This window comes from Streptomyces rectiviolaceus, assembly GCF_039533825.1.
Taxonomy (GTDB): domain Bacteria; phylum Actinomycetota; class Actinomycetes; order Streptomycetales; family Streptomycetaceae; genus Streptomyces; species Streptomyces rectiviolaceus.
Window position 1 is genome coordinate 1 of the sequence record NZ_BAAAUG010000037.1, and the last position, 14,271, is coordinate 14,271.

General features: G+C 69.3%; 15 protein-coding genes. All 15 read right to left on the bottom strand.

Going from position 1 to position 14,271, the window contains the following annotated elements:
- Window positions 1-1,404 (bottom strand): cytochrome P450 (locus ABD378_RS12270; RefSeq protein WP_425583832.1); only part of this gene is annotated, 1,404 nt, incomplete at its 3' end.
- Window positions 1,405-1,474: 70 nt separating this feature from the next.
- Window positions 1,475-2,089, bottom strand: a complete 615-nt coding sequence (locus ABD378_RS12275; protein WP_344520681.1) for a GTP-binding protein — start codon at window positions 2,087-2,089, stop codon at window positions 1,475-1,477.
- Window positions 2,070-2,459: a DUF742 domain-containing protein gene (locus ABD378_RS12280; RefSeq protein ID WP_344520683.1), complete on the bottom strand. Its 390-nt coding sequence runs from the start codon at window positions 2,457-2,459 to the stop codon at window positions 2,070-2,072. Before ABD378_RS12280 ends, ABD378_RS12275 begins: the two co-directional genes overlap by 20 nt.
- Window positions 2,456-2,863 carry a roadblock/LC7 domain-containing protein gene (locus tag ABD378_RS12285; protein WP_344520684.1) on the bottom strand — a complete coding sequence of 136 codons (408 nt, stop codon included), beginning with the start codon at window positions 2,861-2,863 and terminating at the stop codon, window positions 2,456-2,458. The genes ABD378_RS12280 and ABD378_RS12285 overlap by 4 nt, the downstream gene beginning before the upstream one ends.
- Window positions 2,860-4,506 carry an ATP-binding protein gene (locus ABD378_RS12290; protein WP_344520685.1) on the bottom strand — a complete coding sequence of 549 codons (1,647 nt, stop codon included), beginning with the start codon at window positions 4,504-4,506 and terminating at the stop codon, window positions 2,860-2,862. Before ABD378_RS12290 ends, ABD378_RS12285 begins: the two co-directional genes overlap by 4 nt.
- A gap of 365 nt (window positions 4,507-4,871) precedes the next feature.
- A complete protein-coding gene (locus ABD378_RS12295) occupies window positions 4,872-7,682 on the bottom strand; it encodes a DEAD/DEAH box helicase (RefSeq protein WP_344520686.1) in 2,811 nt (936 codons plus the stop codon).
- 52 nt (window positions 7,683-7,734) lie between these two features.
- Window positions 7,735-8,643 carry a diacylglycerol kinase gene (locus ABD378_RS12300; protein ID WP_344520687.1) on the bottom strand — a complete coding sequence of 303 codons (909 nt, stop codon included), beginning with the start codon at window positions 8,641-8,643 and terminating at the stop codon, window positions 7,735-7,737.
- Between the two features lie 58 nt (window positions 8,644-8,701).
- On the bottom strand, window positions 8,702-9,664 hold the full coding sequence (gene tatC / locus ABD378_RS12305) for a twin-arginine translocase subunit TatC (RefSeq protein WP_344520688.1): 963 nt from the start codon (window positions 9,662-9,664) through the stop codon (window positions 8,702-8,704).
- A gap of 47 nt (window positions 9,665-9,711) precedes the next feature.
- A complete protein-coding gene (gene tatA, locus ABD378_RS12310; RefSeq protein WP_344520689.1) occupies window positions 9,712-10,002 on the bottom strand; it encodes a Sec-independent protein translocase subunit TatA in 291 nt (96 codons plus the stop codon).
- Window positions 10,003-10,251: 249 nt separating this feature from the next.
- Window positions 10,252-10,449 (bottom strand): hypothetical protein, encoded by a 198-nt coding sequence (locus ABD378_RS12315; RefSeq protein ID WP_344520691.1) that lies wholly within the window; start codon window positions 10,447-10,449, stop codon window positions 10,252-10,254.
- Window positions 10,450-10,458: 9 nt separating this feature from the next.
- Entirely contained in the window at window positions 10,459-10,710 is a 252-nt protein-coding gene (locus tag ABD378_RS12320; protein ID WP_344520740.1) for a hypothetical protein, read from the bottom strand.
- Window positions 10,711-10,721: 11 nt separating this feature from the next.
- Window positions 10,722-11,711, bottom strand: a complete 990-nt coding sequence (locus ABD378_RS12325; protein ID WP_344520692.1) for a helix-turn-helix transcriptional regulator — start codon at window positions 11,709-11,711, stop codon at window positions 10,722-10,724.
- 15 nt (window positions 11,712-11,726) lie between these two features.
- Window positions 11,727-12,680, bottom strand: a complete 954-nt coding sequence (locus tag ABD378_RS12330) for a helix-turn-helix transcriptional regulator (RefSeq protein WP_344520693.1) — start codon at window positions 12,678-12,680, stop codon at window positions 11,727-11,729.
- A gap of 150 nt (window positions 12,681-12,830) precedes the next feature.
- Entirely contained in the window at window positions 12,831-13,205 is a 375-nt protein-coding gene (locus ABD378_RS12335; protein ID WP_344520694.1) for an FKBP-type peptidyl-prolyl cis-trans isomerase, read from the bottom strand.
- Window positions 13,206-13,248: 43 nt separating this feature from the next.
- Window positions 13,249-14,250, bottom strand: a complete 1,002-nt coding sequence (locus ABD378_RS12340) for an FKBP-type peptidyl-prolyl cis-trans isomerase (RefSeq protein ID WP_344520741.1) — start codon at window positions 14,248-14,250, stop codon at window positions 13,249-13,251.
- Window positions 14,251-14,271 lie beyond the last annotated feature (21 nt).

Here is a 14,271-nt window from a genome sequence, read left to right on the forward strand (position 1 = left end):
CGCCGGCCCCGCGGTCGGCTGAGGCGTCGGCGTCGCGGGATACGCGGGACGCGGCCCGGGGGACGACACCTGCCAGTCGTTGCGCGCGCTCGGCACCCGCGCCATGGGCCGCGCCATCACGTCCTGCGGGGGCCGCGGCGCGAACTGCACCGGAAGAGACACCAGATGCCGGGAGAGGATGGACGAGGTCCACGTCAACTCGTGTTCCTCGACGGAGAGTTCCACGTCCGGGAAGCGCATGAGCAGCGCGTCCACGCCCGTGTCGGCGATGGCACGGCCGATGTCCTGCCCCGGACACTCGTGCGGTCCGCCGCCGAACGCCAGATGGGAGCGGTTGCCCTGCATGTTGGCGGCGAGATCCGGACGTACGACGGGGTCGACGTTGCCCGGCGCGATGCCGAAGATCAGACCGTCGCCCGCCTTGATCTCCTGGCCGCCGAGCTGCGTGTCCTGCTTGGCGAAGTAGCCGACCATCGCGCTGAACGGCGGCTCGTCCCACAGGGACTGCTCGACCGCCTCCGGGACCGTCATCTGGCCGCCGCTGAGCTGGGCGCGGAAGCGCGGGTCGGTGAGGACCATGCGCAGGGCGTTCGCGATGAGGTTGGCCGTGGCCTCGTACGCGGCGATGAGCACGAGCCGCAGGTGCGCGCCGACCTCGTCGTCGGTGAGCTGCGCGGGCTGCGCGATGAGGTTGCTGGTGAAGTCCTCCTCCGCCTTCGCCCGGCGCCGCGCCACAAGGCGCATCAGCGCGTCCATGATGTACGCGTTGCTCGCGATGGCGGTCTCGGTGCCCTTGAGCATGTCGCGGGCGGCCTGCACGATCCGCTCGTTGTACTCCTCGGGCATCCCGAGGACATGGCACATCACCATCATCGGCAGATGCTCGGCGAACTGGCTCACGATGTCGGCGTGGCCGTCCTGGCAGATGTCGTTGAGCAGGAGGTTGCTGTAGCGGTTGATGTAGCGGCGGATCCCCCGGTGGTCGAGGCCCGCCATCGCCCCGGTGACCGCGCCGCGCAGCCGCTGGTGCTCGGCGCCCTCCGCCATGCTGGCCATGGGCTGCCAGGTGAAGACGGGGGCCAGCGGGTGGTCGGGGCCCGCGGTGCCGTCGATGACGGCCCGCCATGTGCGCGAGTCGCGGGTGTACTGCGAGGGGGTGCGGACCATGTGGAGGTTCTCGCTGTGGCCGAGGACCGCCCAGATGGGTACGTCGTTGTGCAGCAGGGCCGGGGCCACGGCGCCGTGTTCGGCGCGCAGCTTCTCGTACACGCCCGAGAGGTCGGTATCCGCCTCGGGCCCGTACAGACGGCGCATGCCACCTGGGCCGAGGCCGTGCGCGGGGCAGCCGGGCGGTGGCATGGCCGGGTCGTCCATGCCTGGGTGGGAGTGGGAAGGAGTCGTCACGTTCGTCGCTCCGGGGTCGCGGAAGAGATTCCGGGGTTGGAGATTCCGGGGTTGCGGATGGGATGAGGTGTCAGACGCGGGCCACCGACAGGGAGTGGAGGTACCGCATGAGGGTCAGCAAGGTGTCGCGGCTCGATGCGCGCTGCCGGGCGTCGCACTTCAGCATCGGCACCGCCTCGTCCAGGTCGAGGGCACGGCGCAGCGCCTCCATCGAGTGATGGGGCGCGTCGGGGAAGTCGTTGACGGCGACGACGAACGGCACGCCGCGCTCCTCCAGGCGGCCGATCACGTCGAAGCTGACTTCGAGGCGGCGGGTGTCGAGGAGGACGACGGCGCCGAGCGCCCCTTCGAAGAGGCCGTTCCACAGGAACCAGAAGCGCTCCTGTCCGGGGGTGCCGAACAGATAGAGCACCAGCTCCTCGGAGATGCTGATCCGGCCGAAGTCCATCGCGACGGTGGTGGCCGTCTTGGTCTCGGAGCCGTAGTTGTCGTCGACTCCGATGCCGGCCTGGGTCATGGTCTCTTCGGTGGTCAGCGGACGGATCTCGCTGACCGAGCCGACCATCGTCGTCTTGCCGACCCCGAACCCGCCCACGATAACGACCTTCACGGCGGCCGTGGCCGTGTGGGGCAGGACGTCTTCGCTGCGGGGCCCGGTGATCGTGTCAGAGCTTTTGAAGTCCATGCATCACCGCTTCGAGAAGGGAACGATCGGGGAGCGTGGAGCGGACGATCGGCGCGCGCGCCTGCACCAGGTCGGCCCCGAGCATCTTCGTCAGCAGGACGGTCACCACGCTGAACGGCAGCGCGAGATACGCCGAGAGTTCGGCGACCGACAGTGGCGTCTTGCACAGCCGCAGGACGGCGGAGTGCTCCGGCTCGGCCGTGGGGGGCGCCTCGCCGTGCGCGACGATCAGCGTGACGAGGTCGAGCGCCGCCCGCTCCGTGTCCTCACCGGTCAGGATGTAGAGCCGCTCGGGGTTCTCCGGGCTGCGCCGCTGCCGTTGGGGAGGGTCGTCTCGGTGGGAGGGGTTCTCGCCTTGCGGAGGATTCATACGGCCTGCCCATCTCGCCGGGGCGGGCTCGTCAGATGGGCGCCGATCCGGACGACCAAGTCCCGCATGCGGTTGCCGATGAGGCCCGCGTCGACGGTCTCGTCGGCGAGCACCGCGAGGTAGGCACCGGCTCCGGCGGCCATCAGATAGAAGTAGCCGCCGCCGACCTCGATGATCACCATGCGCATCCCGCCGTCGGCGTGCGGGATCTCGGTGGCGACCGCGGCGGCCAGGGACTGCAGTCCCGCGCAGGCGGCGGCGAGCCGGTCGGCGGCGTCAGGGTCGCCGCCGTAGCGCGCGATGCGCAGACCGTCCGCGGAGAGCACCACGATCTGCCGCGTCTGCGGCACCCCGTCGGCGAGCTCCTTGAGCATCCAGTCGAAATTGGCCCGTTGCTGGATCACTTCCAGCCCCCCTCGTCGGCGTTGTCGGCACTGCCAGCACTGTCTGGGGTGCCGTGGTCGTTCTCGCTGTGGCCCTTGGGGAACAACGGGTCATCGGCTGCGGACTCGTCGCCGTTGACGCCCTTCATGAAGGCCTCGATCCAGAGGCCGGGCTCCTTCTCCTCCTTCTTCGCCGGTTCCGGTACGACCGGCGCGGCCGCCTGCGGGGCGTACTGGGCGCGCTGCGCTGCGTACTTCTCGTCCGCGGCCTCCTGCGCGAGCCGTTCGGCCAGCGGGGTGCGGACCCGGCTGCGGCGCTGCGGCAGACCGTTCGACGTCCACTCGGTGACCTCGGGGATGTCGTCCTCCATGGCCGCGGTGAGCGACTTGGAGAGCGGCGGTCCCGCCGTCATCACGCGGGGCTTCTTGCGCCGGATGCCCTGGGCCTCCTCGATGGGCTGGCCCTCGGCGTTCACCCGGGGCACCGCGGACGCGCCGATGCCGTGCGCGAGGCCGGGGGCGGGCCCTGTGGTGATCATCTCGCGCGGGACGATGAGCACCGCGCGGACGCCGCCGTACGCGGACTGCCGCAGCGAGACCTGCAGGTTGTACATCTGCGAGAGCCGACCCACGACGGCCATGCCCAGGCGCGGGCTCTCACCGAGGTCGTTCAGGTCGATGCCGGCCTGGGCCTGCGCGAGCATGCGCTCGGCCCGTGCCCGCGCCTCCTCGCTGAGGCTGACGCCGCCGTCCTCGATCTCGACGGCGATACCGGTCTGCACCTCGACGGCGGTGACGTGCACACGGGTCTGCGGCGGCGAGTAGCGCGTGGCGTTGTCGAGCAGCTCGGCGCAGGCGTGGATCAGCGGTTCCACGGACGTGCCGCGGATGGCGACCTTGGCGATCGAGTGCAGGTCGACGCGCTGGTACTCCAGGATCCGGGACATGGCGCCGCGCAACACGCTGAACAGCGGTACGGGCTTGGGCCATTGGCGTCCCGGACGGGCGCCGCCGAGCACGGTGATCGAGTCGGCGAGGCGGCCGATCAGCGCGGTGCCGTGGTCGATGCGGAGCAGGTCGTCGAAGACCTCGGGGTTGCGGCCGTGGAACTCCTCCATCTCGCGCAGTTCCGCGGACTGCTGGTGGACGATGGACTGGACGCGCCGGGCGATGTTGACGAAGGCGCGCTGCGAGGACTCGCGCATCGCCTCTCCGGTGTCCAGGGTGTCCAGGACGTTACGGAGCATCTGGCGCTGTGACTGCGGGAGTTCGGAGAAGGACTCGTCGCTGTCGACGAGATTGCGGATCACTTCCGAGGGTGCTTCGCCCTGGCGGAGCCGGAAGACGGCCTCGGGGATGATCTCCCTGCCCAGGCGGACGGTCTCGTCGTCATGGGACGCGATGCGCCGCTCCAGGAATGCGAGCCGCTGTGCGTACTGGGTGTGCAACTCCCGGATGGACCGGCCGCGGCGCACCGCTTCGGCGCCGACCGCGATGACCACGAGGGTCGCGATCGCGCCGCACCAGCCCACCGCGATGCGGGCGGGTTCCGTTACCGCGGCGACGGCGGCTCCGGTCGCCGCGGCCATCAGCATGGCGGGCAGCAACAGCACACGTGCGTAAGGGACTTCTCGGCCACCGGGAGGCGATTGAACACTCACCATGTATGCCCTCTGAACACTCGTCTTGGGGGAGGAATGGGGGTTGATTCTGTGAAATGGGGGGAGTTTACGGGGAGTTGAGCGCGGGAGACGTATGCGAACTATCGAAAGATTTGGGAACAAGCGCGCGAATCTATCGCAACTCGTTTCAACTCGCCGCGCTCCGGGCGAGCTTAGTCCGCCGGAATCATCGCCGAGTCATATTCAGCAACCCTCTGCAGCGGCCTTGCCGACGGGCATACACTCGGCTCCATTTGCACGCGTGGCGATCAATCGAACACGTGGAGTGATGGCGTCGAACAGGCGGATCCGGGTACGAAAAAGGGCGGGCCCGGGGGTGAAACCCCCGGGCCCGCCCTGTCCCCGTGTCAGCCGACGGAGCTGTACGCCACCACACCCCGCAACAGCTGATCCACGGCCTTGCGGGCGTTCTTGGCCACGGTCGAACCCTCGCGGGGAGCGGCCGCGGAAATCTGCCCGAGGACGTCGATCACCTGCTTGCACCACCGCACGAAGTCCCCCGCGGGCATCTCGACCTCCCGGAGCACCTCGTCGAGGCCCTTGTCGGACGCCCACATGTACGCCGCCCAGGCGAACCCGAAGTCGGGCTCCCGCTGCCCGACCCCTTCCGCCTGGTTGATCTTGAACTCTTCCTCCAGGGCGTCGAGCCGCCCCCAGATCCGCACCATCTCGCCGAGAGAGGCCTTCACCTTCCCCGAGGGCATCTTGGGCGCGAGCGCGTCGTCCGCGACCCGGGCCTCGAAGACCAACGCCGAGACGCAGGCGGCCAGTTCGGCCGGGCTGAGCCCTTCCCACACGCCTTCCCGCAGGCATTCGCTCGCAAGGAGGTCCAGCTCTCCATAGAGCCGGGCGAGCCGCTTGCCGTGCTCGGTGACCTCGTCACCCCGCAGGTAGTCCATCTCCGTGAGCAGCGCGACGATCCGGTCGAAGGTCCGCGCGATCGTGTTCGTGCGCCCCTCGATGCGCCGCTCCAGCTGCACCGTGTCCCGCCGCAGGCGGTAGTAGCGCTCGGCCCACCGCGCGTGGTCCTCGCGGTCGTCGCACCCGTGACAGGGGTGCGCCCGCAGTTCCGTGCGGAGCCGGGCGATCTCGCGGTCGTCGGCTGCGGCGGCGCGTCCCTTGCGATGCCGCTCCGGGACGATGTGCCCCGCCTTCGTGCGCAGCGCGGACGCCAGGTCCCGGCGCGACTGCGGCGAGCGCGCGTTGAACGACTTCGGGATGCGCATCCGCTCAAGCGCCTCGACCGGCACCGGGAAGTCCATCGATGCGAGCCGCTTGACCTGCCGCTCGGCGGTGAGGACCAGGGGCCTTGGCCCGTCCTGGTGCTCGAAGCCGCGGTGGCCGTTGACCCGCCCCGCGGGGATCCCCGGATCCAGGACGAGCGCCAGGCCGGCGTACTTCCCGGTCGGCACGTGGATGACGTCACCGGGCTTGAGCTTCTCCAGGGCAGCGGCGGCGGCCACCCTGCGCTGGTTGGCACCCTGCTTGGCGAGCTCGGTCTCCCGGTCCTTCAGCTCGCGGCGCAGGCGCGCGTACTCGTCGAAGTCGCCCAGGTGGCAGGTCATCGAGGCTTTGTAGCCCTCGAGCCCCTCTTCGTTCTTCTGCACCTGGCGTGAGATGCCGACGACCGACTTGTCGGCCTGGAACTGCGCGAAGGACGTCTCAAGGAGCTCGCGCGAGCGGTGCCGCCCGAACTGCTCGACCAGGTTCACCGCCATGTTGTACGACGGCTTGAAGCTGGACCGCAGCGGGTACGTGCGCGTGCCGGCCAGGCCCGCGAGGTGCTCCGGGCTCATGGCGCGCTGCCACAGGACGACCGCGTGGCCCTCGACATCGATGCCGCGACGCCCGGCACGGCCGGTCAGCTGCGTGTACTCACCGGGGGTGATGTCCGCGTGCTGCTCGCCGTTCCACTTGACGAGCTTCTCCAACACCACACTGCGCGCGGGCATGTTGATGCCGAGCGCGAGGGTCTCGGTGGCGAAGACGGCGCGCACGAGCCCACGGACGAAGAGCTCCTCCACGACCTCCTTGAAGGTCGGCAGCATGCCCGCGTGGTGCGCGGCGATGCCGCGCTCCAGGCCCTCCAGCCATTCGTAATAACCGAGGACGTGCAGGTCCTCGTCCGGGATGGCGGCCGTGCGCTCCTCGACGATCTCGCGGACCTGGGCCCGCGCGTCCTCGTCGTTCAGCCGCAGGCCCGCGTGCAGGCACTGCTGCACGGCTGCCTCGCAGGCCGCGCGGCTGAAGATGAACGTGATCGCGGGAAGGAGATCTTCGGAGTCGAGCCGGTCGATGACCTCGGGCCGTCCCGGCGTCCAGATCCGCGACCGCTGTCTGCGCTCGCGCTCGCGGTCCGCCTCACGGATCATCTTGCCCTTGCGGCGGTCACGCGGGTTGTACGAACGGCTGGCCTCCATCCGCGCCATGCGCGTGAGGTCGGGGTTGACGGCCTTTCGCTGGCCCTCCCCCTCCTCGAAGAGGTCGTACATCCGACGCCCGGCGAGGACGTGCTGGAACAGCGGCACGGGGCGGTGCTCCGAGACGATCACCTGGGTGTCGCCCCGCACGGTGTCGAGCCAGTCGCCGAACTCCTCGGCGTTCGAGACGGTCGCCGACAAGGAGACCAGCGTCACCGACTCCTGGAGGTGGATGATCACCTCTTCCCAGACGGCGCCACGGAAGCGGTCGGACAGATAGTGCACCTCGTCCATCACCACATAGCCGAGGTTCAGCAGCGACTGCGAGCCCGAATACAGCATGTTCCGCAGCACTTCGGTGGTCATCACGACCACCGGAGCATCGGAGTTGACGCTGTTGTCGCCGGTCAGCAGACCGACCTTGTCCGCGCCGTACCTCTTGGAGAGGTCGGCGTACTTCTGGTTGGAGAGCGCCTTGATCGGCGTCGTGTAGAAGCATTTCTTGCCCTGCAGCAGGGCCAGGTGCACGGCGAACTCGCCGACGATCGTCTTGCCCGAACCCGTGGGGGCGGCCACGAGCACTCCCTTGCCCGCCTCGAGCGCCTGACAGGCCTCGATCTGGAAGGGGTCGAGGCCGAATTCGTACATCTCGCGGAAGCCGGCGAGTGCTGTGGCCTGCTCGACAGCGCGCTCGCGCGCCGCCGCATACCGCTCGGCCGGTGAGAGGTCCTCTGTCATCGTGCTTTCGAGACTACCGGCCACCACTGACAACGGACGATCATTATCTGCCTTACGGTTCCTGCGACCCCCGGGGGCCAAGGACCCGCACGGCCCCCGGCACGCACTCGGCCTTCAGCGGAAGCCCGCCGAGCTGCTCCCCGTCCGCGTACCCGGTGACCCCCGAGGCCGCGAGCTCCACCTTCGCCGCCCGGAACACGGTGACCTTGGGATGGTCCAGGTGCGTGCCCTTGTAGACCCGCGGGAAGACCTTCAGGAGCGTCGTACGGCTGCAGTCGCCGACGACCGTGACATCGAAGAGGCCGTCGCTCATGTCGGCCCGCGCGCAGATCTTCATGCCACCGCCGTACGACGATCCGTTCCCGACGGCGACGAGTGTCGCCTCGACCTGGTGGACCTGGTCGTCGTCCAGCGTGATCCGGTACGGGATGGGCCGGAAGGCGGCCAGCTCGGCGACCATCGCCAAGTCGTACTTGAAGCGCCCGGTCGGCCAGCGCATCCGGTTGCCCCGGTCGTTGACCCGCGAGTCGAAGCCCGACGCGAGCACGGTGCCGAACCACGTCTTGCCCACCCGGCCCAGGTCGATGTCGCGGGTACGCCCCGCGCCGAGCGCGTCCGCGACGACCGCCCCAGCGGCGGCCGGATCGCGCACCGGAAGCCCGAGGGCACGCGCGAAGTCGTTGCCGGTGCCCACGGCGATCACGCCCAGGGGCGTCGATGTCTCTGCGACGGCCTGCAGCGCGAGGCTCGCCATGCCGTCGCCGCCGACGGCTATCAGTGCGCGCGTACCGGCATCCACGGCATCGCGCGCCCGGCGCAGCGCGTCGGAAGAGTCCTCGCCGATGACCGTGCGCACGGAGAATCCCGAGGCCCGCAACGCGGAAGCGGCCGGCTGCGCCGCGTGGGCGCCCCGGCCGCGTCCCGCGGTGGGATTGACGAAGAGCGTGATCTCGCTGGTCACTGGAGGTCCCCCCGGACGGAGTTTGAGGGAGGACCTTACAAGGTCACGTCACACAAGGTCACGTCACGTCGTCGAAACCGTTTACCCGGTCCCGGTCGGCGCCGTCGCCGCTCGCCTGCTCGGGCAGCGCCCTGTTCGCGGACACGGTCTCGATCTCGCCGACGTCCTCGGGGGTCAGATCGAGGTCGGACGCCTCGTCGTCATCGGGCCCGGCCGCCTCGATCTTGGCCTTGCGCCGGTCGTTGAGGAGCGAGAAGCCGGTGGCCGCGAAGTACAGCACCCAGATCGGCCCGGCGAGCATGATCATGGTCAGCGGGTCCGTGCTCGGCGTCGCCACGGCCGCGAAGACCGTGATGCCCATGATCATGGCGCGCCACCAGCCGAGCATCCGCTGCCCGGTGAGCACTCCGGTGAGGTTCAGCATCACCAGGAGGAGCGGCAGCTCGAAGGAGAGGCCGAAGACGATCACCATGCGGGTGACCAGGTCGATCAGCTCGTCCAGCGGCAGCTGGTTGTCGACGCCGCCCGGCGAGAACTCGAGCAGCACGCGCGCCATCGTCGGCAGTGTCTGGTACGCGAAGTACCCGCCACCGAGGAACAGCGGGAAGCCTGCGCCCACGAATCCGTAGGCGTACTTCTTCTCGCTCTTGTGCAGGCCGGGGGCGACGAACGCCCACAGCTGGTACAGCCAGATCGGCGAGGCCAGCACCACACCGGCCATCAGGGAGATCTTCAGGGCGAGCGTGAACGGCGTGATCAGACCGTTCAGCACGATGCGCGCGCAGGTCTCCTTGCCGCCCTTGTCGGCCAGCTCGGTGAAGCTGGATTCGCACCCCACGGAGCTCAGGATCGGGTTCGTGAAGAACTCGATGATGTCCTTGTAGAAGAAGGCAGCGACGATCGCGACGACGATGATGGCCAGCACGGCCTTCGCGAGCCGGTTGCGGAGCTCGCGCAGGTGCTCCGCAAGCGGCATCCGCCCCTCGGGATCCTGTTCCTTCTTGCGGGCAGACTTGAGCAACCCACGTCCTCATCTCGTGCGGCAGGCCGGCCGTCGCCGGCCTTGGATCAGCGCTTAGTCGTGCTGTCGGTGGGCTCGGTGACCGGGCGCGAGCTGGTCACGTCGCCGGGCGCGGCCTGGATGGTGCGCGGCTGGGCGGCGGAAGGGTCGCTGGGCGGGTCGGCCGGGGCGGCTTCGTCCTTCTTGCCGTCCGTCTTCATCGCCTTGGCCTCGCTCTTGAGGATGCGCGCGGACTTGCCGAGCGACCGGGCCATGTCGGGAAGCTTCTTCGCGCCGAACAGGAGAACGATGACGACGAGAATGAGAATGATCTCGGGGGCGCCGATCTTTCCGAACATAGGTCTTTACCTTCTCACCGAGGCGGCAGGGGCGGGGCTGCCGGACAGGCCGGACTTGCTGTCCGGCCACCGTGCTGGCAGCGATCGTAACGCTCAGGGGTGAACGCAGGGCAATCCCTGTGCGTACTCCCAGTTGCGGCCCGCGCCTCGCACTCCGGGCCACTTCAGCAGCGTACCTTCCGGACAAGGGAAGTTGACAGGCCGCGGTGTCGATGCGCGTCTCGGCTGCACCGTCAGGACTCACAGGATCTAAAGGACATCTCGGCCCGCACGGACCACACCGGTCGCGGCCGCCTCGAGATCCTCCGCCGCGCGGTTGATCCGCTGTGTGGTCTCCGTCACTTGGGAGCTGAGGCGCTGCGCCTCTACGAAGACCCGGATCGCCAGTACGCCGAGCACGGCGAGGCCACAGAACCCCGCGGCAATCGCCAGCATCGCCCAGAACATGCGCCGAGCCTAGACGGTCGAGTGCAGACGCAGCGTCCGCACCCCGCCGCCGGTGAGCAGTTCGACGATGCGCTCGCCCGCTGGCTTGCGCACCGCGATGCCGCACTCGGGGCACGTGAACGAGTAGAAGGTGGTCCGGGCGGAGGCTCCGATGGCCAACCGCAGGGCGCCTGCGGAGAGTTCGAAACCGGCGCGGCAGTCGGGACAGGCGGCCTTGAAGAGCACAGGGGCGATTCTCGACATTCCGGGAATCTCGGACATGATGCTGGTGTTCAACGCCCTTGCTCCTGCCTGTCGTACGACCCGTCGGGTTGTCTGTCGTAGGCCGCGAGCGCCTCGCGCGCCGCAGCCCGTGCGCTGTCCGCGAGATCCGCCGGGGAGACGATGTGGCCGTCCCCGCCGAGCCGCAGCGCGAGCCTGCGCAGCGAAGTGGGGTCCGGGGTGCGCAGCGTGATCCGCAGCCCACCGTCGGGGAGTTCATCGGCGCTGTCGTGGGGGTAGTACTCGGCGACCCAGCGGCCGCCGGGCCCGACCTCGATGACGACCTCGGGGTCCTCGGCGGCGGGCTGCACCAGTCCCTCGGAGAGGTCGCGCAGTTCGACCTCGGGCGGCGAGGACGCCTCGTCCAGGATCCTGATCTCGGCCACCCGGTCGAGGCGGAAGGTGCGGCGCGCCTCGGAGAGGTAGCACCACCCCTCCATGTACGTGTGCCCGACGGCGAAGAGCCGGATCGGGTCGACCTCGCGCTCGGTTAGCTCGTCACGCGCCGGTGAGTAGTAGCGCAGCCAGAGCCGGCGCCGCTCGGAGATGGCGCGGTCGACGTCGGCGAAGACACCGCCCTCGGACTCGAAGGTCACCGAGAGCCGCGCACTGGCGCCCGCGTTGTCACCGGCCGCCGTCTCCAGCTTCGCGGTGGCGCGCACCAGCGCCTGCCGGTCGCTCTCGCGCAGCCCAGGAAGCGTGGAGACCGCACGGGCGGCCACCAAGAGCGCGGTGGCCTCGTCCGCGGCGAGCCGCAGGGGGGCCGCCACGTCGTCGGCGTTGTGCCACCAGATGCGGTCGCCGTCGGTGTCGATGTCCAGGAGGTCGCCGCCGCGGAAGCTGGTCCCGCACAGCGGCAGCACGTCCAGGTCGGAGATCAGCTCGTCCTCGGTGATCCCGAAGGCGCGGGCGACATCGGTGACGTGGGCGCCGGGGCGCTCGCGCAGATAGGTCACCAGGGAGAGCATCCGCCGGGTCTGGTCGATGGCGTTCGAGGCCATGGTCTGTACGTCCCCTCAGCCCTTGGCCACGGCGCGCAGCCGGTCCACTACGTCGGCCCGCAGCTCCGCGGGCTCCAGGACCACGACATCGGGCCCGAACTCCACCAGCCAGGCGTCGAGCCCGTGCCCGTACGGAATCTCCAACTCGTCCCACCCCTCGCCCACTTCACGTATCTGGGCGGCCTTGGCGCGCAGCGGATAGCCCGCGCCCGTACGCAGTCTGATCAGGGCGGAGCGGTCGGCGCTCTCCCCCGCCCAGCTCGCGACGGTCTCGCGCACCGTGACCACATCGGGGATGTCCGCGGTGAACTTGCCGGCGCGGGCGCGGACCTTCCCGGTGATGCGGGAGAGCCTGAAGACCCGCTCGGCGCCGCGGTCGCGGTCCCAGCCCGCGAGGTACCAGTGGCCGCGCCAGCACTCCAGGGCCCACGGCTCGACGTGGCGCTGCTCGGGGCGGGCCGCGGTGGCCTTGCGGTAGTCGAAGACGACGGGGCGGCGGTCCCGGCAGGCGAGCATCAGCGGCTCGAAGGACGCCTCGTGCACGGGGATGCGCGGTTCGAGCGCGCTGTGTGTGCCGTACGGGTCGACGTCCTCCGGCAGTCCTGCGGCGCGCAGCTTCTGCAGGGCGCCGCTGGCGGCTCCGGCGAGGCGGGCCTGCTGCCAGACCTTGGCGGCGAGGCCGAGCGCTGCGGCCTCCTCGGCGTCGATGGTGATGGGCGGGAGGCGGTTGCTGTCGCGGCGCGCGAGATAGCCCACGTCGCCGTCGAGGTTCTCCACCGTCTCGATGACCAGGCCGAGTTCGCGCAGATCGTCCTTGTCGCGCTCGAACATCCGGTTGAAGGAGTCGTCGGACCCCGCCTCCAGATAGGCCTCGATGGACTCGCGCAGCTCGCGCTTGCTGAGCGGCCGCCTCGTCCCGAGCAGACACAGCGCCAGGTTCATCAGCCGCTCGGCCTTGGCAATGGCCATCGACGCCCTTTCTCAACAGTGCTTCCGACCGCCGACCGTACCGCCCCGGGGTGTCGTGGCAAAAGTCGTGGCAACAGCCGAGGGCCCATGCCAGGACAGGCATGGACCCTCGATGGGCAGGTCTGATCAGACCCTGACCTCAGTCGTCACTCAGACGCCGACGAGGTCGCAGACAAAGATCAGCGCCTCGCCGGGCGCGATACGGCCGCCACCGGCGCCGCGCTCGCCGTACGCCAGGTGCGAGGGGATGGTCAGCCGGCGGCGTCCGCCGACCTTCATGCCCTGGACGCCCTGGTCCCAGCCGGCGATGACCTGGCCGGCGCCCAGCTGGAACTGGAGCGGCGTGCCGCGGTTCCAGGAGGCGTCGAACTCTTCACCGGTGGAGAAAGCCACACCCACGTAGTGGACGGAGACGGTGGCGCCCGCCTTCGCCTCGGGCCCGTCGCCCTCCCAGATGTCCACGATCTCGAGGTCGGCCGGTGCCGGACCTTCGGGGAAGTCGATCTCGGGCTTGTCGATGCTCACGTCTAGTGCTCCTGCTTGATACGAATGGCCAGCTGGGACAGTGTTACATCTTCGCGAGGATGTCCACGGTGAAGACCAGCGTGGAGTCCTTCTTGATGGTGCTGCCCTGCGGCGGCTGGTCGCCGTAACCGAGCTTCGGCGGGACGACGACCAGGACGCGGCTTCCGACCTTCTTGCCGGTCAGGCCCTGCGCCCAGCCCTTGACGACCTGCGCCAGCTGGAACGAGGCGAGCTGACCGCTCTTGTACGAGGAGTCGAACTCCTTGCCGTCGGCCCACAGCACGCCCTTGTACTGGCACAGGAGGCTGTCGGTCTCCTTGATCTCGTCGCCGTCGCCCTCGAGGATGTAGTTCGCGACGAGCTTCTTCGGGGCGTCCTTCTTCGGGACGTCGATCTTGGGAGCCTTGCCGTCCGTGTTCGTGCCGACCTTGGGGAGGTCGATGTTGGACTGCGCGACCTCCTTGCCCTTGGCCGAGCTCTTGTTGCTGAAGGTGCCCACGAGGTCCACGACGAAGACCAGCGTGTCCGAGCCCTTGATGCCCGCCTGCTTGTTGCCCTCGGTGCCGTAACCCATCTTCGGCGGGATCGCGAGCTGCACACGGCTGTCGAGCTTCTTGCCGACCAGGGCCTGGTCCCAGCCGGGGATGACCTGACCGACGCCGATCGGGAAGACCGTGGGGTTGCCGCGGTCGTACGAGTTGTCGAAGACCTTGGCCGTGGCCCAGATCTGGCCGAGGTAGTTCGCCTGGAGGTAGTCGCCCTTCTTGACCTCGTCCCCCTTGCCCTCGATCAGCGTCTTGACCGCGAGGTCGGACGACGGCTTGCCGGGCCCCTTGGCGACGGTCGGCTTCTCACCGAACTTCGTCCCCTTCGTGATCTCGGGAACGGGCCCGTCCACGATCTTCGCCGTCGGCGCGGCCGACGTCGAGTTGGAAGGGGACGGGCTGTCGCTTGACTTGGCCTTGTCGGCCTTTTTGTCGTCACCACACCCGGCCAGCGTGAGCAGGCCGGCCGGGACAGCAAGGAGAAGTGAGCGTCGGCGCACGGTGGGGGCCTCGTATCGGTC